This window comes from Paenibacillus sp. FSL K6-0276 (genome assembly GCF_037977235.1).
Lineage (GTDB): Bacteria > Bacillota > Bacilli > Paenibacillales > Paenibacillaceae > Paenibacillus_AQ.
Genome location: NZ_CP150276.1, coordinates 2476184 through 2495649 on the forward strand (window position 1 = coordinate 2476184; position 19466 = coordinate 2495649).

The 19466-nt window shown below is 46.1% G+C and carries 18 protein-coding genes; 14 read left to right on the plus strand and 4 right to left on the minus strand.

Annotation, left to right across the window (positions count from 1 at the left end):
- Positions 1–94 precede the first annotated feature (94 nt).
- Positions 95–340: an HPr family phosphocarrier protein gene (locus MHH52_RS11390; RefSeq protein WP_042126831.1), complete on the plus strand. Its 246-nt coding sequence runs from the start codon at positions 95–97 to the stop codon at positions 338–340.
- A gap of 213 nt (positions 341–553) precedes the next feature.
- Positions 554–847, plus strand: coding sequence for a YlaN family protein (locus MHH52_RS11395; protein WP_313641594.1), 294 nt, complete (start codon positions 554–556; stop codon positions 845–847).
- Positions 848–954: 107 nt separating this feature from the next.
- Here the strand turns inward: MHH52_RS11395 and cax are convergent, their stop codons facing one another.
- Positions 955–2025: a calcium/proton exchanger gene (cax, locus tag MHH52_RS11400; RefSeq protein WP_340008671.1), complete on the minus strand. Its 1071-nt coding sequence runs from the start codon at positions 2023–2025 to the stop codon at positions 955–957.
- A gap of 156 nt (positions 2026–2181) precedes the next feature.
- On the opposite strand from cax, the gene MHH52_RS11405 reads away from it, so the two are divergent.
- Positions 2182–2547: an Asp23/Gls24 family envelope stress response protein gene (locus MHH52_RS11405; RefSeq protein ID WP_313641592.1), complete on the plus strand. Its 366-nt coding sequence runs from the start codon at positions 2182–2184 to the stop codon at positions 2545–2547.
- Positions 2548–2637: 90 nt separating this feature from the next.
- On the opposite strand, the gene ftsW is transcribed toward MHH52_RS11405, so the two are convergent.
- Together ftsW and MHH52_RS11415 are read right to left on the minus strand one after the other, a co-directional pair.
- Positions 2638–3882 carry a putative lipid II flippase FtsW gene (gene ftsW / locus MHH52_RS11410; protein WP_340008672.1) on the minus strand — a complete coding sequence of 415 codons (1245 nt, stop codon included), beginning with the start codon at positions 3880–3882 and terminating at the stop codon, positions 2638–2640.
- Entirely contained in the window at positions 3879–4226 is a 348-nt protein-coding gene (locus MHH52_RS11415) for a YugN family protein (RefSeq protein ID WP_313641588.1), read from the minus strand. Before MHH52_RS11415 ends, ftsW begins: the two co-directional genes overlap by 4 nt.
- Positions 4227–4465: 239 nt before the next feature.
- Here MHH52_RS11415 and MHH52_RS11420 point away from each other — a divergent pair, with 239 nt between their 5' ends.
- The 9 genes from MHH52_RS11420 (at position 4466) to MHH52_RS11460 (ending at position 13303) form a co-directional block, all read left to right on the plus strand.
- The gene (locus MHH52_RS11420; protein WP_340008674.1) at positions 4466–5647 is read left to right on the plus strand and encodes a M20 family metallopeptidase; all 1182 of its coding nucleotides are present in this window, start codon (positions 4466–4468) and stop codon (positions 5645–5647) included.
- Between the two features lie 62 nt (positions 5648–5709).
- Complete coding sequence (locus tag MHH52_RS11425; RefSeq protein WP_340008675.1) at positions 5710–6141, plus strand: CBS domain-containing protein; 432 nt, start codon at positions 5710–5712, stop codon at positions 6139–6141.
- A 183-nt stretch (positions 6142–6324) separates the two neighbouring features.
- Positions 6325–8037 carry a DNA repair helicase XPB gene (locus MHH52_RS11430; RefSeq protein ID WP_340008677.1) on the plus strand — a complete coding sequence of 571 codons (1713 nt, stop codon included), beginning with the start codon at positions 6325–6327 and terminating at the stop codon, positions 8035–8037.
- On the plus strand, positions 8034–9965 hold the full coding sequence (locus MHH52_RS11435; protein WP_340008678.1) for a helicase-associated domain-containing protein: 1932 nt from the start codon (positions 8034–8036) through the stop codon (positions 9963–9965). Before MHH52_RS11430 ends, MHH52_RS11435 begins: the two co-directional genes overlap by 4 nt.
- Before the next feature lie 15 nt (positions 9966–9980).
- The gene (locus MHH52_RS11440; protein ID WP_313641443.1) at positions 9981–10418 is read left to right on the plus strand and encodes a YlbF family regulator; all 438 of its coding nucleotides are present in this window, start codon (positions 9981–9983) and stop codon (positions 10416–10418) included.
- Positions 10419–10460: 42 nt separating this feature from the next.
- Positions 10461–10724: a YlbG family protein gene (locus MHH52_RS11445; RefSeq protein WP_042126853.1), complete on the plus strand. Its 264-nt coding sequence runs from the start codon at positions 10461–10463 to the stop codon at positions 10722–10724.
- A gap of 166 nt (positions 10725–10890) precedes the next feature.
- Positions 10891–11328 carry a hypothetical protein gene (locus MHH52_RS11450; protein ID WP_313641449.1) on the plus strand — a complete coding sequence of 146 codons (438 nt, stop codon included), beginning with the start codon at positions 10891–10893 and terminating at the stop codon, positions 11326–11328.
- Between the two features lie 130 nt (positions 11329–11458).
- Positions 11459–12358, plus strand: a complete 900-nt coding sequence (locus tag MHH52_RS11455) for a selenium metabolism-associated LysR family transcriptional regulator (RefSeq protein WP_340008681.1) — start codon at positions 11459–11461, stop codon at positions 12356–12358.
- An 81-nt stretch (positions 12359–12439) separates the two neighbouring features.
- Positions 12440–13303 carry a PHP domain-containing protein gene (locus MHH52_RS11460; protein ID WP_313641450.1) on the plus strand — a complete coding sequence of 288 codons (864 nt, stop codon included), beginning with the start codon at positions 12440–12442 and terminating at the stop codon, positions 13301–13303.
- 95 nt (positions 13304–13398) lie between these two features.
- Here MHH52_RS11460 and MHH52_RS11465 read toward each other — a convergent pair whose 3' ends face one another.
- A complete protein-coding gene (locus MHH52_RS11465; RefSeq protein ID WP_340008683.1) occupies positions 13399–15288 on the minus strand; it encodes an NFACT RNA binding domain-containing protein in 1890 nt (629 codons plus the stop codon).
- 293 nt (positions 15289–15581) lie between these two features.
- Between MHH52_RS11465 and MHH52_RS11470 the strand changes: the two genes are divergently transcribed.
- Together MHH52_RS11470 and dapF are read left to right on the plus strand one after the other, a co-directional pair.
- Positions 15582–18401 (plus strand): calcium-translocating P-type ATPase, SERCA-type, encoded by a 2820-nt coding sequence (locus tag MHH52_RS11470; RefSeq protein WP_313641446.1) that lies wholly within the window; start codon positions 15582–15584, stop codon positions 18399–18401.
- Positions 18402–18538: 137 nt separating this feature from the next.
- Positions 18539–19375, plus strand: coding sequence for a diaminopimelate epimerase (gene dapF, locus MHH52_RS11475; protein ID WP_340008685.1), 837 nt, complete (start codon positions 18539–18541; stop codon positions 19373–19375).
- Positions 19376–19466: the final 91 nt, after the last annotated feature.

Here is a 19466-nt window from a genome sequence, read left to right on the forward strand (position 1 = left end):
AGAAAACACCTTGCACAAGTAAGCGGATTCAAGGTATCATAAGAAATGATTACAAATGACTTAAGTTTCATAATCAAGTTCCGGAGGGATTTCTATGTCCAGTAACAATGCGGCAATCGTTGATATTGCTCAAACGGCAGGTCAGTTCAACTCTTCAATCGTTCTTCAAGCGGACAACAAGTACATTGATGTTAAGAGTATCCTTGGTTTGTTCACGACTTTGGTATCAAGCCAAAGCTACGAGCTTCATGTTCACGGAACAGATGCAGAAGAAGCTAAGAAGGCAATGAGTGAAGTTTTTGCTAAACACGGTTTGAACTTTACAGTTGTAGCTGAGTAATAGTTGTATGTAAGGACGTCCTACCGATTTACGGTGGGGCGTTTTTTCTAGAAATAGATGAGGAACTAACTCCGTCCCTTATAGAACAACATAGCTGCTTCTTTTAAATAAATGGTTAGTATAAACAGAATTGTTGTATTGATATCCGATTTCGACTAATATTAAGTAAAATAGTAAAAGCAGCTTAACTTTTGGACATGGGGGGGAAGAGGCATGACTTCGTCGGAATTACAGGAACAGTTTAATCTTAAAGCGATCAATCTTCTACAAGAAGATGCCGATAAAATTCAGCAACTTATTGAAGTGCAGATGGAAAATCTGGCAACACGCTACTGCCCTCTCTATGAGGAAGTGCTGGATACCCAAATGTACGGTTTCTCAAGAGAGGTCGATTTTGCGGTTAGAGCAGGTTTGGTGCCAGAGATTACCGGTAAAATGGTGCTGAGTAAGCTGGAGCGGAATTTAGCCGTACTTTATGAGGCTTTGAATAACAAAGCAAAGGAATAGATTTTAATTTTTTATGCATCCATAGAAACGCACATGAGGACAGATCGTCCGCATGTGCGTTTTTTGTTAAAATATTAGAACTAATATGCTGCGTAAATGATGAAATATTATACGAGATAAAAGGAGACTCCGAGAATTAGGTAGACCGTTAATAGTAGGAGGCCCTCATACCAGTTGGTCGAACCATCCTGAGTAATCGATTTGGCAATAAAAACGGCTACACCAATGGCGACAATTTCGATCGTCGTAAACACAATATCCATAGTATCACCCATGAAATAACTGGCGAAGATAAGTACTGGTGCTACGAATAGGGCAATTTGTAGACTGCTTCCGACAGCAATTTCTACTGCCGCACCAATTTTGTTCTTCATGGCTAGCATAATGGCTGCACTATGTTCTGCGGCATTACCGATGATTGCCACGAGAAAGGCGCCTACAAACAGTTCACTAAATCCAAAGCGTTCAGTTAATGTTTCTAGCGTCCCTACCAGCCATTCACTCACAAAGGCTACCATTACGGTAGCAAGTAGTAGATAAAGGATGGATCTATTTCTAGACCATGCAGGCGCATGTTCAGTTGCTAACTCTTCCTTACCCGCTTCTGTAACGTCTTCTAGGTGTTTCTTATGCGTAATCATGGAGAATATTAGCCAAGCCATGTACGAAGTGATAAGCAGCCCAGCAACGATTAAACTGAGCACGTCTGTATCTTTCTCTGTTATGGAGTGGGTGTTGAAGAACATAGCCGGTACAAATAAGGCGATCACCGCTACGATCATTAGGGAGCCGTTCATACCGGCAAGGGTTACGTTGAAATTCTGCACTTTGAACTTCATCCCACCAGCGAAAATACTTAAACCTAGGACAAGCAGCAGATTGCCAATAATGGAACCGGTAAGACTGGCTTTCACCATGTCGAACAGTCCTTCCTTAACTAGGAAAAAGGCAATGATTAGCTCAGCGGCATTTCCGAAGGTAGCGTTTAGGAAGCCACCTAACCGCTGTCCAGCATAATGAGCCACACTTTCTGTGGCGCGGCCCAGAAATCCAGCCACAAACACAACGGCGACCGCAGAGAGAACAAACTGAAGCGTATGGTCCCAATCTGCATAGTGGCCGATGGCACTAAGGATAAAGGTGAGTACCAGCAAGGCTGGTGAAATCCATTTTTTCAATGTAAAGTACACACTCCAATCTATGTATTCAGGATCAATTCATAATCAATATACCCAAAATGTTCCTGTATGTAAACGAGAAAGCGAGAAAGTGATTTGCTTTTTAGCCTGTTTAGGAATTACAATAATTGATAATGAGTTAAAGGGGGATATGGCATGACAGAACAACTTCAATTGGAAATGGGAAATATACGAATTTCAAATGACGTCGTCTCGAAAATTGCCGGATTGGCTGCCTTGGAAACTCCAGGAATTGCAGCCATGTCAGGTGGCCTATCAGAGGGCTGGGCGAAGCGTCTAAGTGGTAAGAACGTCCAAAAGGGCGTTACCGTTGAAGTAGGACAGCTAGAAGCAGCAGTGGACCTGCGTATTATTGTTCTCTATGAAACACCGATACATGAAGTGTGCCGGATGCTTCAACAGAACGTACGCGAAGCTGTGGAGAGCATGACTGGACTTCATATTGTTGAAGTAAATGTCAAAGTTGAAGGCGTAGCCTTTAAGAACGATGAAATCGCTTAATACAAAAGAACTTGTACACAAAAAAGCAGTCCAAGAACTTTAACTTGGACTGCTTTTTTATATATTCCATCACATCCGGCTTTATGAATCTCACCGGGAACGAACTTGTCTAACCGTAGTTACAGATTTCGTTACTTCCTCTTTAGCTGGAAGATTGGTTTCTCTTGAAATACTCAGCATAATTCCCATGGACAGCATGCTCACGAGGAGTGAAGAGCCGCCATAGCTGATAAATGGCAAGGTTACGCCGGTAAGCGGAATCGTCTTCGTTACACCGCCAATATTGACAAAGGCCTGAATGGCTATTAGGCCCATAATCCCAATTCCGACGAGTGTGCCAAAGGGGTCCTTACACCTTAATGCGATTAGAATACCTCGCCAGATAAAATACAAGTATAGCATCAGAAATAATGCCGTTCCTACAAAGCCGAATTCTTCACCGATCACAGGGAAAATAAAGTCCGTATAAGGGTATTTAAGATAATCCAGCTTTTGAATGCTTTTGCCAAATCCAGAGCCACTGACTCCACCTTGTCCGAGAGCGGTCAAAGACTGAATAATATTGTACCCTTCACCTTCAGCATCCTGATAAGGATCTAAGAAAGCTTGGATACGACCTTTTCTATAGTCCTGAGTGGCAGCTACTTTGTCGGTTGCAGGGGATAGGGAATCAATCGCCGCTTTGGCACCCATAACTAGTCCTACACCCAATACCAAGAGTGCGATAGAGCCTAGGATATGCTTCATGCTGGCACCGCCTGCATAAATGACAAGTCCACTGGTAGCCACGAGAATAAGGCAAGAGCCCAAATCTGGCTGCATCATAATAAGTCCGGCAACTATACCCACGATGACCATTACAGGGATATATCCTGTACGGAAATCTCTAAACCGCTCACCTTTTTTGGTGATTAGTGCTGAGAGATACAGGATGATCGATATTTTGGCAAGTTCTGTAGGTTGGATCCCTAGCTTCCCGATACTTAACCAGCTCTTGGCGCCATTGATTCTTTCGGAGAAGGCTACAATTAGCAGGAGGATAACGGTGATGATGAAGATAGGCACATACCACTTCTTGAATTTACTGTAGTGAATGTTCATGGCTGTAAACATAACAACGGTTCCAAGCACGATCCAGATCATTTGGCGTTTCATGAAATATAGAGGGTCATTACCGAACTTCGAGCTCGCTAAAGTCAAACTGGAGCTAGCACTGAAGATCATGACTAGACCGAAACCCACAAGTAGTAGTGTTAAGATAAGTAGTTGGAAGTCGGGTGTTCCTCTTTTGGGCAGGCTGACATTTTGTTTCGTCTTTCCCTTTCTGTTACTCAAGCCTCCAACAGCTGCTTTAATTCGAGAATCCGAGTAGCAGCAGTATCCAATACTGGTTTAGGCACCGGAGATTCATAATCCAGGCCATGGGGGAATGTTGCTTTCCCTAAGTATACGGCTTCAATTGCAAGTACGGCATCAGACTTCTCCAACTTACCCTCGACAGCGCGAGTGTTGATGCGGAGGAAGTATTCGCCGCCATCCTGTGGGTCTTCAATTTTGCAGTCGTAAGTGGCACGATAATATTCCCATTGCCAGCGGATGAAGCCAGCTTTTGTGGCACTCTCGTCCAGATAGAGAAGATCACTCTTCAATCCTACGAGGCCCGTGTTCTCAAAAATCATAGCACGCATATCCCCCTTATGAAGTTTAATGATGAATTCCTGATCCGATTGCTGATGTTCTACCTCATGATAGTATGTTTCTAAACGTTGTGCAAGAGTAGGCAGCTCCTAACGATACCCAGTTTTTTGCGTTTCTGCTACAATAAAAGAATTATAGTTGTTCGCGGCTGGAACAAAGTGAACAGCACTGCTATCGCTTGCTTGGGATGCGGGTTTATCGAGAAGGGGATGGAGAACTTATGAAGAGCTTAGCGGTTGATTCGCTCATGCCGGAGATTGTGGAATGGAGACGCCATTTGCATCGTCATCCGGAGTTGTCTTTTCATGAAAAGGAAACGTCAGCATTTATAGCAGACAAGTTAGCAGAATTCGGAATTGAAGTTAGAAGAAGCACATCTGGGTATGGTGTAACGGGTATATTGCGAGGACAACGGCCGGGGAAAACGGTAGTCCTTCGCGCGGATATGGATGCACTACCTATTAAAGAGGAGAATAAGAATGACTACGTTTCGCAAAATGAAGGGGTTATGCATGCCTGTGGGCATGATGGACACACTTCAATACTGCTGGGTGTAGCCTCTTACTATAGCAGCCGCCTTGATGAGATAGAAGGGGAGCTGCGTTTTCTTTTTCAACCTGCGGAGGAAGTATGCCCTGGTGGTGCACAGGGGATGATTTCCGAAGGCATGTTAGAAGGAGCGGATGCGGTGTATGGTCTGCATTTGTGGACTCCGCTTCCAATAGGAACCGTAGGCAGTGCACCAGGACCACTTATGGCATCAGCTGACGAATTTTTCATTGAAATCATCGGCAAGGGTGGACACGGCGGCATGCCGAACCGTACGATTGATAGCATTGTGGCCGGAGCGGCGCTTGTGACTCAGCTCCAGAGCATCGTAAGCCGTTCTGTGAACCCGCTGGAGCCTGCTGTTCTCAGTGTAGGGACCATTCAAGGGGGATTCGCCCAGAACGTCATTGCTGAGCATTGCCGGATTACAGGAACCGTGCGAGCGTTCGACGAGGAGACCCGTCATTTGATCCGCAGCAGGATTGAAGAAATGACAGTTTCTATAGCTGGCGCATACGGCGCAGAAGCTAAGATAGACTATGTCATGGGATATCCGCCACTCGTAAATCACGAGGGTGAATATCAGCGTTTTTCCGAGGTGGCTTCAGGAGCACTTGGAGAATCTGTTCAAGTGATTCGGATGGAAAGGCTGATGCCGGCTGAGGATTTTGCCTATTATGTAAAAGAGATTCCTGGCTGCTTTATGTTCGTAGGTGCGGGTAATCCAGATAAAGATGCAGTCTACCCGCATCATCATAGCAAATTTGATTTTGACGAGGATGCTATGCTGCATGGAATGAAATTACTGATCGCTATGGCGAATTCCTGTTTGCATGAGAAGACAATCGTATAATTTCGTTTCATAGAGGAGAACCTATTCCATAACATGGAGATCATGATTAGGAGGGGTTATTCTTGAAGATAGTGAAAGAGGTTATGACGAAGGAGCCTGTAACAGTCACACTACAGGATAATGTGTATGAAGTCGCTGTTAAAATGAGAGATAATGACACTGGATTTATACCTGTAATTGATAATGAGGACGATAAGACATTGCTCGGTGTAATTACAGATCGTGATCTAGTGATTAGAGGTTATGCGGCTAAGCACCCTGGATCAACTGCTGTGGAAAAGGTAATGAGTAGAGAAATTCAGACCGTCTCAGAGAATACATCTGTAGATGAGGCTGCAGAACTGATGTCGAGTTGGCAAATTCGCAGATTGGCTGTGACCAGTGGTCAGAAGCTGATTGGTGTAGTATCTATCGGTGACTTGGCGGTGCGCAACATTTTTGCGGATGAGGCTGGCGAAGCGCTTCATGATATCTCGCAGCAGCATTTACATTAAATAGTTAGATAGGGAAGCTCATGACCGTTAAGCGGGGATGGGCTTTTTCCTGTTCAAATATAAGAAAATATAGGTTTCACACTATACATTATCCTTATATTTCTCGCATAAACGCTTACCGTCCTTTTGGGACGTCGAAGGCGTTTTTGCTTGTATGCAATTAACTATTGGGGAGGGAACGATATGAATGAAACAGGGGCTTGCATCGTGCGCAGGGACCGGACAGTTCTACTGGAATGCGCCCATCCCGGATTTGAGACGGCAAGGAAAGTGCTGGGGGCCTTTGCAGAGCTCGTAAAGAGTCCTCCGGCCTACCACACTTATCGAATCACTCCATTATCACTTTGGAATGCTGCGTCACTTAATTATACAGCTGAGGTGATTATCTCAAGTCTGCATCATCTCGCGCGCTGGGGTGTTCCTGCCGGGCTGGAGGAAGAGATCGGAACTCTTCTCTCCAGGTATGGGAAGCTGACCCTTCATGGACAAGAGATTCCGAATGAGTTCATCACGCTTAGGGTTGACACGGCTGAGCTTTTGGATGAATTAGGTAATGAATCAGGCCTGAAGGAATTAGGCTTGCAGAGAATAAATCCACTAGAAAGTTCGTGCCGTGCGGAGTACAGGGGGCTTTTAAAACAAGAGCTGATGAGATTGGGCTATCCAGTACTGGATTATGCAGGATATCATGTGGGACAAGCTCTAAGCCTGGCTTGGAAGGAGACTCGCAATAACTCAAAGGATGGAGCTGAAGGAGACTCATTTGGACTACGTGAATACCAACAGGAAGCCGTTCAGTTGTTTCAAGGGACAGAAGGACACGGAGGCAGCGGAGTAGTTGTGTTGCCTTGCGGAGCGGGTAAGACGGTAGTGGGATTAGCCGTTCTTGAAAGTCTTCAATGCGAAACGCTGATCTTAACTTCAAATACAACTTCAGTAAGGCAATGGGTGGATGAGCTGCTTGAGCGAACCGATTTGGATGATAGCTCTGTTGGTGAATATTCCGGTGAAAAAAGAGAAGTGCGGCCTGTTACTATAGCTACCTATCAGATATTAACGCATCGCCAATCCAAAGGCGGCCCTTTTCACCATATGAAGCTGTTCAACGAACGTAACTGGGGGTTGATTATTTATGATGAGGTGCACCTGCTTCCAGCTCCGGTATTTCGGGCCACAGCAGATATTCAGGCTACAAGACGACTAGGACTAACAGCAACTCTGGTTAGGGAAGACGGGAAGGAAGGTGATGTGTTCTCTTTGATTGGACCAAAGCGGTACGACTTACCTTGGAAGGAGCTTGAGGAGCAGGGCTGGATCGCAGCGGTGGAATGTGTGGAGATGATTGTGCCTATGAACTCGGAGCTTAGACAAAAGTACTTGTATGCGGAAGCGAAAGAAAAATTTCGTATGGCTTCATGCAATCCTGCCAAAGCTGAAGTTGTAGTCGGGCTTCTAAAAGCCCATCAGGGATCATCGGTTCTGGTTATTGGCCAGTATCTCGACCAAATAACTGAATTGGCGGAAGCGATCGGAGCACCTCTGATTACCGGGAAAACGAAGCAGCGAGAAAGAGATGAGCTGTATGCGGCTTTTAACGAAGGGAAGATACAGGTGTTGGTTGTGTCCAAGGTAGCGAATTTTGCGGTGAATCTGCCAGACGCGTCGATTGCTATTGAGGTCTCTGGAGCTTTTGGATCGCGGCAGGAAGAGGCTCAACGTCTGGGCCGGATCTTGCGTCCGAAGTCGGGCGAGAACAAAGCGTATTTTTATACGCTAGTATCTGGTGATAGTCGGGAGCAGGAATTCGCTATGCGACGCCGGATGTTTTTGACTGAACAGGGTTATGAATATGTCGTTAAAATGGTGCCGAGCGGAGAGGAGCGAACCATCCATTGAACCAGCTATCACCGGAATCGTTAGAGGTCTTAAAGCGATTATGTGCTGCTTACGCGGCCCAGCTTTTTGAAGAAGGGAAAGAAGAGCAATTGCGCCCTACGGCGCTCTGTCGTGCGGAGCAAAAGCTTGCAATGAATGAATTGCGACGCGCGGGTATGCTAACTGCTAGGCATAAAATATTGGGGGAGAAGCTGTACCAGGTTCCGGTTGAACAACTATCAAAGCTAGAACAAAAATTCTTCCCGTACCAACCAAAGTTCATTGAGAGGTATTCAGTGAATCTAACGGTGGAGGCGGGTGCTGGCCTGGCAATAGATCTGTTTCGGGCGCTGCTGTTCACCGCTCGCGAAGGACTGCCACTGACAGCCAAGGGAATCATCCATAAAAAGAATCTAAATCGCTTAGTTGCTCAGCTTTCTTTTCAGGAGGAACATTTACTGGGGCTCTCTATGGGTTCTCCTTCGGATGAAAAGAATGCTCTATCAGCGGCTCTTGCAGTAGATATCATGCTTTGTCTTGGGCTTATTAACAGACTGAGTACAGGTTATAGGCTCGACAAGGATATGCTGTATCGTTGGTTGCAACTTCCTGAGACAAGGATGAATGACATTCTATATGGGATTGTCATTCATCGTTGTGGAAGCATAGGGCCTGCCGATCAACATTTTCGTTATTTGATTTCCAGCGCTGATTTTGTACCGGAGAAATGGACGATGTTGCCTGAGCTTCTGGACTGGATGGTGGATATGAATCTAACCGGAACGGTGGCCCGAATTGAGCTGGAACAATCAAGCTTGATCTGGCTTCGTTGTCTCACCGGCTTTGGGTGGTGTGAACTGGGGAAAACTTCTAAAGGCATCCAGTGTTTTCGCTGGACTGCTGCAAAACCGAAGCTATTATCGGGTAGTGATTCATTCCCTGATTCTGTGGCTGAGAATTCGAATGAGCTGTTTATTGTACAGCCCGATTTTGAAGTCCTGATTCCACCAGAGGTTCCCTATACAGTGCGCTGGACTTTGGCTGAATGCGCTGAACTACTGCAAACGGATACGATGTGGAGCTTACGGCTGACCCGGGAGATGCTGGTGCATGCATCAGAGCGAGGGATGCCTCCGGAAGAAGCGATTGCTTGGATTGGTGATCATGCACTGGGTGGTTTGCCACCTGTGGTTGAGCTGTCTTTAGAGCAATGGGGAAAAAGCATTGGCCGAACATCACTCTCTGAAGTGATCCTGTTGACATGCCAGACGGAAGAGGATGGAGCGGCTATCGCAGCCCACCCGCGTCTCCAAGATAGCCTTAAGCGTATCGGACCACTTCATTTCCTTGTGTCTCCGGAGTCTATGGAGCAAATGCGTGAGGAGTTGTTCTTAGCGGGATTGGCCCCTTCAAGGATTATTGGAGGACGTGAGGTGGAGATGGACGTTGGTTGGTCCTCATTTCACCAGGAAGCAGAGACCCAGCAAGATATATATTCACTCCCAGTCTTAAATTCAGAACTAAGTCTACTTCGTAGCGGGAATCCCTTTCTAAATTTACCTGTTATTTCTCCTGAGCAGGAGGAGGATTTCTTGTTAGGTGGAGAAAATGTGCCACAGATCTGGAGCAAGGAATGGCGCCATTATCACAGCTCAACGGCGCAGAAAGTAATGGAGCAAGGGGTGAAATGGGGAGTCAAGGTGCGTTTTTCCTTAAAGGATCAAATGTTAGATTTCATCCCCACCCGAATTAAAGGGAATCCTTGGAAAGTGGCAGGGCATCTACTGTATAACGATGGTGAAACGGTTGAAGAAATAGAGCTAAGTCCTGAAGACTGGAAGGAAATGAAGTTAGTTATTCCCAAAAGGCGAAGAAATTCCTCTTCTGCTGAAGCGAGTGATTATGTTATGATAGAAAAGTCTACTGAATTCGGTAGAACATTAACGTAGAAAAGAGCTGAGTTCATGAGCGTAGCGGAATTAAATACGGTCGATATGGCTGAAGTGCTGACATACGCCTATGAATTAGGCGATATGATTAATCAATCCGCCGAGGTGTCGGATTACTTATACTGGAAAGGACGGGTTGATACGAACCCAGAAATTCAGGCCATGGTCAAACGACTTCAAGCCAAGAAGGAGTTGTTTGAAGAAACACAACGATTCGGACATTTTCATCCGAACTATCATTCAGCGAAGGATGAGGTTGCGGCAGTAGAAGCGGAATTGGAACAGTTCGAAGAGGTCGCTCGTTTCAAGCAAGCTGAGAAGACCCTTGATGACATTCTGCATTCCATGTCGGAAGCGATTGCTTTTTCAGTATCGGATAGCATTAAAGTACCAAGTAATGATCCTTCCCCTAAAGGTGGATGCGGCAGCGGGGGAAAATGCTCCTGCGGATAAGCTTCCCTAAGGGACTTAGAGAGAGAAAGGTGGTTTTAGCTTATGTTTGCGGAACGGACAGGATACATCATATGGGTAAGTGACGTTAAAGCAGCACGTAACCTTGAAAAATACGGAACACTGCATTATGTTTCTCGGAAAATGCATTATGCAGTGATGTATGTAAATGCGGAACGTGCCGAGGAAGTTATGAAGAATGTCCGCAGACTCTCCTACGTTCGTAAGATTGAAAGATCCTATCGTAACGAAATTAAGACAGAGTATACCAGTAATGGACCGGACAAGTCCCGTAATTACGGTATGTAATTCTTGGAGATGAACAGGTGCTTTAGCAGCGCCTGTTTTTTTATGCGTAGATATCTCTAGAAAACACTGTTTCTCTCGTGGTCTGGAACTTGTACAACTTTAAGCAATGAGGTAAGATGACAACATTAAGTGCATACAAAGACCCTTATGGTGGAGTGTGATGATGATGCGCAACAAAGGGACGGATTGGCCCAGCACTTACGAGCCCTTCCACATCATGCTGAACGACTACAGGGTCACTGACATCGTTATAACAAATCATGCGAAGAGTCGTTATTTGGACCGGATCAGTAAAGGTGTAAGCAATGACGAAGAGGTCGCCGCATGGATGTGGCAGTGCCTGATGCAGAATCGGCTCAAGCCCTTTTCAGACAGTGATTTTAACGCGTATTTAATTGACGATGACTCTGTAGTAATCGCTGAGTTCACGGAATTGACGGGTGAGAAAGCTATTTCAGGTCAGCCATTATATTCTATGATCATCGTTTCGTTTCTTGGGAGAATCTCTGTGACACCACAGTTGAGAGATTTAAAGACTTACTTTTCGCAGCTGCGCAATTCCCGCCGCAACAAGATAACGAAGAAGAAACGTAAACGCAAATAGTATATAAAGAACGGACAGGAGGCATGCAGCGGTGGCTGCATGTCCTTTTTGAAAATATAAGAAAATATAAATTTCACACCATACATAATCCTTAAATTTCTTTTATAGATAGTACAAGGAGTTGTAGAGCATGAACTTTCATCAGTTACATATATTCTATACTGTCTTAGAGCGAGGGAGTTTCTCGGCGGCGGCGCAGACACTACATATGACTCAACCGGCAGTTACCATGCAAGTACAGGCGCTAGAGGATTATTTTGGGACTAAGCTCTTCAACCGTTCTACCAAAAAAATCGTGCTCTCCGAAGCAGGTCATACCCTAATGCCATACGCGCTGCGCAGTATTCAATTGATGCGTGAGACGGATCAAGCGATGTCGGCGTTTGCGCAAATGTTGGAGGGTCGTCTGCAGCTTGGAGCAAGTCTTACAATTGGGGAGTACGTGCTGCCACGGCTGTTAGGCCCTTTTGGGAAGCAATATCCGAACATTTCAATCATGATGAAAGTCATGAATACCTCGCAAATTATGGAGGAAATCCTCAAGCATCAGCTGAATTTCGGTTTAATTGAAGCGCCGGTGACACATCCTGATATGGTGATCGAGCCTGTGATGGGTGATGAGCTGAAGCTGATCGTACCCCATGATCATCCGCTTGCAGAGCAGCAAGAGGTTACTTTAGACGAAGTGCTTCAGCATCCTTTCGTACTGCGTGAGCAGGGCTCAGGAACGCGCCGTGTCATGGAAGAGCAGTTGTTCTCGAAAGGGCTTGATCCAGGAAATATGAAAATAGTGATGGAACTTGGGAGTACAGGAGCCGTGAAGTCGGCTGTTGAGGCAGGCCTTGGCATTACGATAATATCGACTTCTTCGGTTAAGCATGAAGTGGCGCTTGGACTTCTGAAGATTGTGAATATCTCGAATGCCTCATTTAAAAGACAGTTCTACGCCATTCATTTAAAATCGACACTGCTGCCGATTTCTGCGGTGACATTCCTGACTTTTTTGCGGGAGCATTCGAATGATAACTGAAGCTTGAATGGCTAAAGAAAGGAAACTTAGAAACTAGCGGTAGAGGTGATAAAATTGGATACTGAAACAAGACTAGATGAACTGAAGGGCGACAGACCGGAGCATGTTGGCGTCGGACGATGCGACCTCCATACACATACTCAAGCCTCTGACGGCATGCAGCCACCGGAGGAAAACGTACGTCTCGCTAAAGAGAAAGGACTAGCCGCTGTTGCCATTACGGATCATGATACTGTGGCTGGCGTGAAGGAAGCCTGTGAAGCAGGAGAGAAGTACGGAATTACTGTGGTACCAGGTGTAGAGATCAGCACTCGTGCTGGTGGCAAGGATATTCATGTGCTTGGCTACTATGTTGATTCTGAGAATGAACTATTTCTGTCACGTTTGGAAGGATTAAGAGATACTCGGGCGCTTAGGAATGAAGCGATTATCTCTAAGCTGAGAGACCTTGGTATCTCCATTACCTTGGATAAGGTTATTGCAGGGATAGGGCGTGAACTAAAGCCTGATGAGAGCATTGGTCGGCCGCATATTGCCGATGAGCTGGTTCGGCTTGGAGCGGCTACAGATATGAGGGATGCCTTCAATAAGTATTTGGCCGAAGGTGCAGCAGCCTACGTGTCACCTCCACGAATCACGCCCGAGGAGGCCTGTGAATGGATCATCGAGGCTGGTGGGTCTCCTGTGTTAGCCCATCCAGGCCTGTACGGTGATGATCAGTTGGTACGAGGGATATTGGAGCGGGGTGCTTTTAAAGGGATTGAGGTCTATCATTCGGATCACGAACCCGCTGATTCAGAGCGTTACCTAACAATGACTGAAGAATATAGCTTGATTATAACTGGCGGCTCAGATTTTCATGGTGCCCGCCAAGGTGTTATATTCCATGGAGATATCGGTAGCGTTACTGTTCCTGTTCATGTGTTGGATCAGTTGAAGAAATAAATCTTGTAACTTACTGACATACAGAGTAACTCAAAAAACCTCCAGAAATATGATGAGTTAACATCATCATTCTGGAGGCTTTTGTATGTTTATTACTAGCTTCTCAAAGTATTTGGGAGACTCTTAATCCGATCCTCGTCCGGTGTGACAAACAATGTCTTCTGATGATCATAGATCACAAATCCGGGTTTGGAACCACTCGGTTTACGTACATGGCGGATCAGTGTGCAGTCTACAGGCACACTGCTTGACTGCTTCGCTTGACTGAAATAAGCGGCAAGCTGAGCTGCTTCTTCTAGTGTGGCATCTCCAAACTCCTCACTTCGGATGACAACGTGAGAACCAGGGATATCCTTGGTATGCAGCCAAGTGTCATTAGGTGAAGCCAGTCGATTGGTGACGTATTCGTTCTGTAAATTGTTTTTTCCGACATAAATGTCGATGCCTTCAGATGAGGTGAAGACCTGCAATGTAGGTCTGGTTGCTTTTTTCTTCTTTTTTCCTTTTTTGCTTCGGTCGCGCAGGTATCCTTGACTTACAAGCTCATCGCGGATTTCCTCAATATCATTCAGTGAGGCATGCGCAAGCTGCTGGAGTAAACTTTCCATGTAGGATATTTCCTCATGGGTCTTAATCAACTGCTCATTAATAACAAGAAGGCTGTTCTTATATTTGTTGTACTTTTTAAAATAACGTTGTGCGTTATCCGATGGGCTTAATAAAGGGTCGAGTGGGATGACCATTTCAGCCTGATTTTTGTCATAATAATTGACCAATGAGGCTTCTTTATCTCCTTTGGATACAGCGTGTAAAGATGCGAATAGCAACTCACCCCAAATGCGATAACGATCTGCGTCCTGGGCTTCGTCCAGATCCTTCTGTAAATTGGCAAGCTTCTTCACGTTTTTGCTACGTTCGTTGCTGAGGAATCGGATCAAATCACTCACCCGTTGTTTCACGGTATCTCGTTCGGCTTTATCCCCGTAATAATCCTCCATACACTCACTGATGGAGTTGTATTGCTTCGCATTCTCACCCAATAGAGTTAACGAAATCGCGGAAAAAATCATCTTGCCTTTTGCATTCGGACCTGCAACAGGAGAGAATTCGCAATCACGCACGAGTCCCATTACAGATTGGAAGGCTTCCCATAACTTTGTTGAAAATTCTGCTGTAGTTTCCTGTGTATCGCCTACTGCTAGGGCGGTTCTAAGACGAAGATCAATCTCTCCAGCAACTAGTGGACTCATTCCGCTGAAGGCATGTACCATCCAGCCCACGGGTTCAGCCGATGGGGAGGGACCGCCTGAGCCGTCTGGCTTCTGCTCAACTTCTTCTTTTGTGATCAGGTTAGCAAGCTCACCCTCTATGATTTCCTCCGGTTCAGTCTCCTTCTCATCGTCTTCCAGCAGAGCGGCTTCTTCAGCAGCCGAGATCAAATTGAGAAATTGTTCTTTGCCGATTTCCAGAGGGTTCAGCTTGTGTTGCTGCGGAGGCTCTGTGTAGGCGACGCCGGGCATCACGATCCGGTAGCTACTGATCGATGGAGTAACATGATGAATGCCGTCTATGATCGTTCCAGTGCTGAGATCTGTAAGGATGATATTACTATGTCGTCCCATGAGCTCTATGATGATCTTTTTGGCGGAGACGTCTCCAAGCTCATCTCTAGTCTTAACATTTATGTGAATAATTCGTTCCATGCCTACCTGGGTGATACTCTCGATAGTCCCACCTTCACAGTGCTTGCGCATGAGCATGCAAAACATTGGCGCCTCTGAAGGGTTTATGCTGCTTCTTTCTGTAAGATGCAGACGCGGATATGTCGGATTCGCAGAGAGCAATAGCTTGCCACCACCGCCAGCGCCCCGCAGGTTGAAGATAAGATCGTGGTTGTTTGGTTGATATATTTTGCCTATGCGCGCACCTATGAATGATTGCAGTTCGTGCACGATAGCTCGGGTAACAATGCCGTCTAATGCCATGATAAAGCTCTCCTGTCGCCGTGAAATGAATTTCTTAAAATATAAGAAAGTATAAGTTTCACACAATACTTTATGTCTTATATTTTTCGCTTAAACGCTTACCGTCCTTAAAAGGACGCCGAAGGCGTTTATGCTTACCTCTCTATGATGCCATACTTTAGGACATTCGCGCAAAAGGGGAATTGAATAGACGGTGATATTATTGGACGACCCTGAATACACTTGGTCATGAACAGGTGGAAAAGCTGTGCGCCGCCGGAAGTCAAGAAACGACCGGGAGGGAAAGAAAAGTCATGGAACAAAACAGTTGGCACCGGCTCGGTGCAGAAGAGCTGCAGAAAATGTTCAATGTCCATCCGAGGACGGGCCTCAGTGGAGAGGATGCCGCGGAGAGACGGAAGCAGAATGGGTTTAACGAGCTGTCCGAAGGAAAGACCGTATCCCCCTTTACCTTGCTGTTGAACCAGTTCAAGGATTTCATGGTGCTCGTGCTCATGGGTGCGACACTCGTATCCGGTTTGCTTGGCGAATATTTGGATGCCATCACGATCATCGCGATTATCCTTCTAAACGGAGCCCTTGGATTTGTCCAGGAGTTTCGCGCTGAACGTTCGCTAAGAGCTTTAAAGCAGCTCTCCGCACCTTCTGCCAAAGTTCTGCGTGGGGGGAATAGCGAGGTCATTCCAGCTAAGATGTTAGTGCCTGGTGATATTGTCATGTTGGAGAGTGGTGACCGAATTCCCGCCGATGTACGATGGCTGGAATGCAGTTCTCTATATGTGGAAGAATCCGCGCTTACAGGGGAATCACTGCCTGTCTCGAAGCATTCGGAGATGATCCACGCAGAGGAGATTCCGTTAGGCGATCAGAAGAATCTCGGGTTCATGGGCACTATGGTAACTAGGGGTACTGGAAAAGCTATCGTGATTCGTACGGGTATGAACACAGAGATGGGTAAGATTGCGGATCTGATCCAGAACACAGAATCTCAGGAAACCCCGCTTCAGCATCGGCTCGAGCAGTTAGGGAAAATCTTGATCTATGTATCACTAGGTTTAACTATTGTGGTTGTAGCAGCCGGTATTTTACATGGACAGCCTGCCACAGCTATGTTCTTGGCTGGGGTAAGCTTGGCAGTCGCTGCGATTCCCGAAGGACTGCCAGCCATTGTAACCATCGCACTTGCGCTGGGTGTGCAGAGGATGATCAAACGTAAGGCTATTGTTCGTAAATTACCTTCGGTGGAAACCTTGGGCTGCGCATCAGTAATCTGTTCAGACAAGACGGGAACATTAACTCAGAACAAAATGACGGTGACCCGATTATGGACGGGCGGACGTGGGCTTGAAGTCACAGGTGAGGGTTATGATCCGAATGGACAGGTTCTGGAGAAAGGTAAACCTGTAGATCTGAAAAATGATCAAAGTTTACGGCGGATGCTCCAGGTAGGTGCTCTGTGCAGTAATGCGGAGATTATCGAGACCTTCCCATCCGAAGTACGAGGTAAGCGTAAAGGGAAAGATAAGGACAGTGTAGTTGATAAGTCATCTGACAGCTCATCCGTCTGGGAACTCAAGGGAGATCCAACTGAAGGAGCTCTTGTGGCACTTTCAGGTAAGATGGGTTTGACCGCCCAAACTCTTGCTGTAACCTACTCCCGAGAAAAAGAATTCCCATTCGATTCCGAGAGGAAGTTGATGTCGGTAATTGTTGGTCATCCCGGAGGGCGGATGGTATGTACCAAAGGAGCGCCTGATGTACTGCTTAATCGTTGTTCATATATGCTCTGGGAGGGCGGTGTTGTGCCATGTACGCCAACTTTGCGGCAGAAGGTTCTCGATGCCAATGAACAAATGGCTTCGGGGGCACTTCGTGTACTAGGTATGGCTTATCGTGATATGCGTCCAAGTGAAAATTTGAATAGTGAAAAGGATGCGGAATGCCAGCTCGTCTTTGTCGGATTGGCTGGAATGATTGATCCACCACGGCGTGAGGTCCGTGATGCCATTAGCATCACACGCCGAGCAGGGATTAAGACCGTAATGATTACCGGAGACCATGGAACGACAGCAGAGGCCATTGCTCACCAATTAGGAATTCTGCAACGTGGTGGTACTGTACTAACAGGGGCTCAACTGACTCGGATGGATGATGATGAGCTGGATAAAGTATCGGACAATGTGTATGTATTCGCCCGCGTATCTCCAGAACATAAGCTTCGTATCGTGAAGTCCCTGCAGCGTCGGGGTCATGTTGTGGCTATGACCGGAGACGGAGTCAATGACGCTCCAGCCATTAAAGCGGCGGATATAGGAATATCTATGGGGATCACAGGTACAGATGTGACCAAGGAAGCATCTTCACTGGTTCTAGGAGATGACAACTTCTCAACAATTGTTGCTGCTATTGAAGAGGGTAGAAACATCTATGAGAATATTCGTAAATTCATTCGTTATCTGCTCGCATCGAATGTAGGGGAGATCTTGACCATGTTCTTCGCTATGATGCTCGGTCTGCCTCTACCGTTAGTGCCTATCCAAATTTTATGGGTCAATCTGGTGACAGACGGATTGCCAGCGATGGCGCTAGGCGTTGACCAGCCTGAGAAGGATTTGATGGAGCATAAACCGCGTGGTGCGAAGGAAAATATTTTTGCCCGCCGGTTAGGGTGGAAGATTATTAGTCGTGGATTTTTAATCGGTTTATGTACGTTAGGTGCATTTTGGCTAACCTTACGTGTAGCACCAGAGAATCCAGCGCAGCTGATTCGGGCACAGTCCGTAGCTTTTGCGACACTCGTTATGGCCCAGTTGATTCACGTCTTCGATTGCCGCAGTTCTCGCTCGGTGTTCCATCGAAATCCGTTCCAGAATAAGTACCTAGTTCTTGCTGTATTGTCATCCGTTCTTCTGATGCTGGCTGTTATGTACGTACCATTTCTCCAGCCCGTCTTCAAAACGGTACCACTTCATTTCCGTGAATGGTGTCTAGTATTCGTAACAGCGGGGATCCCGACCTTCTTGATGGGTGCTGGCAGTGTTTGGGGTGGTAAACGTAATCGTGGTCGTAGCGGTAGTAATTCGATGATAAAAAGTACAAAAATTTCGGCATAAAGTTAATAGTATTGCTCCATTCCTAAAGGTATACTTGTTGCAGTTAACAGCTCGTATGCGTGTGCAGGGCTACATTACACAGAATATTAAGCTTAAGCGAATGCTAACATAACATAACCTTTAGGAGTGGACTTTCAATGGAATTCACAAAAATGCACGGCCTCGGCAATGACTTCATCGTAGTTTTCGGCGAGCAAGAACTACCAAACAATGCAGCGGATCTTGCTGTAACGCTATGCAATCGGTTCTTCGGAATTGGTGCTGACGGACTTGTATACATTCTTCCATCTGAACATGGTGATTTTATGATGCGAATTATGAATTCTGATGGTTCGGAAGCGGAGCAGTGCGGAAATGCCATTCGCTGTGTATCCAAATATGTCTACGATCATGGCCTGGTAAACTCAGAGCAGATTGTTATTGAAACGATTGGTGCCGGAGAACAAAAGGTTACCCTGAATGTGAAAGACGGTGTAGTGGAAACTGTAACAGTTGATATGGGCGAACCTGTATTGTCCGGTCTTCAAATTCCGGTAGCTATTGATGCAGAACAAGTGCTGTCAGAGGCGATTGAATCGGACGGAACCGAATTTAAGTTTACTGCAGTATCTATGGGTAATCCTCATTGCGTTATTTATGTAGAAGATGCCGTATCTTTTGATCTTGCGACATGGGGACCTAAGCTAGAAGTACATCCACTGTTTCCAAGAAAGGTAAACGTTGAGTTCGCGACAGTTCTGGATCGAGGCAGAGTAGATATGCGGGTATGGGAACGTGGTGCTGGACCAACACTTGCTTGTGGGACTGGAGCTTGCGCAACTCTAGTGTCTTCTGTGCTAAATGGTCTGACAGACCGAGCGGCTTGGATTAGTCTAAAGGGTGGCGATCTCTATATTGAATGGAATGAAGTTGATAACCATGTGTATATGACGGGGCCTGCTGAGGTTGTATTCACAGGAAGTGTAGCACTATAGAAAAAAACTATAAAAGGCAGTTCAAGAGAGCATTCTTGGACTGTCTTTTGTTGAAAAATAAGATAGTATAGGTTTCACACTATATATCATT

Coding starts and splice junctions, on each gene's coding strand:
- MHH52_RS11390 (WP_042126831.1), top strand. CDS start 95: ATGTCCAGTAACAATGCGGCAATCGTTGATATTGCTCAAACGGCAGGT.
- MHH52_RS11395 (WP_313641594.1), top strand. CDS start 554: ATGACTTCGTCGGAATTACAGGAACAGTTTAATCTTAAAGCGATCAAT.
- MHH52_RS11405 (WP_313641592.1), top strand. CDS start 2,182: ATGACAGAACAACTTCAATTGGAAATGGGAAATATACGAATTTCAAAT.
- MHH52_RS11415 (WP_313641588.1), bottom strand. CDS start 4,226: ATGATTTTTGAGAACACGGGCCTCGTAGGATTGAAGAGTGATCTTCTC.
- MHH52_RS11420 (WP_340008674.1), top strand. CDS start 4,466: ATGAAGAGCTTAGCGGTTGATTCGCTCATGCCGGAGATTGTGGAATGG.
- MHH52_RS11430 (WP_340008677.1), top strand. CDS start 6,325: ATGAATGAAACAGGGGCTTGCATCGTGCGCAGGGACCGGACAGTTCTA.
- MHH52_RS11440 (WP_313641443.1), top strand. CDS start 9,981: ATGAGCGTAGCGGAATTAAATACGGTCGATATGGCTGAAGTGCTGACA.
- MHH52_RS11445 (WP_042126853.1), top strand. CDS start 10,461: ATGTTTGCGGAACGGACAGGATACATCATATGGGTAAGTGACGTTAAA.
- MHH52_RS11450 (WP_313641449.1), top strand. CDS start 10,891: ATGCGCAACAAAGGGACGGATTGGCCCAGCACTTACGAGCCCTTCCAC.
- MHH52_RS11455 (WP_340008681.1), top strand. CDS start 11,459: ATGAACTTTCATCAGTTACATATATTCTATACTGTCTTAGAGCGAGGG.
- MHH52_RS11465 (WP_340008683.1), bottom strand. CDS start 15,288: ATGGCATTAGACGGCATTGTTACCCGAGCTATCGTGCACGAACTGCAA.
- MHH52_RS11470 (WP_313641446.1), top strand. CDS start 15,582: ATGGAACAAAACAGTTGGCACCGGCTCGGTGCAGAAGAGCTGCAGAAA.
- dapF (WP_340008685.1), top strand. CDS start 18,539: ATGGAATTCACAAAAATGCACGGCCTCGGCAATGACTTCATCGTAGTT.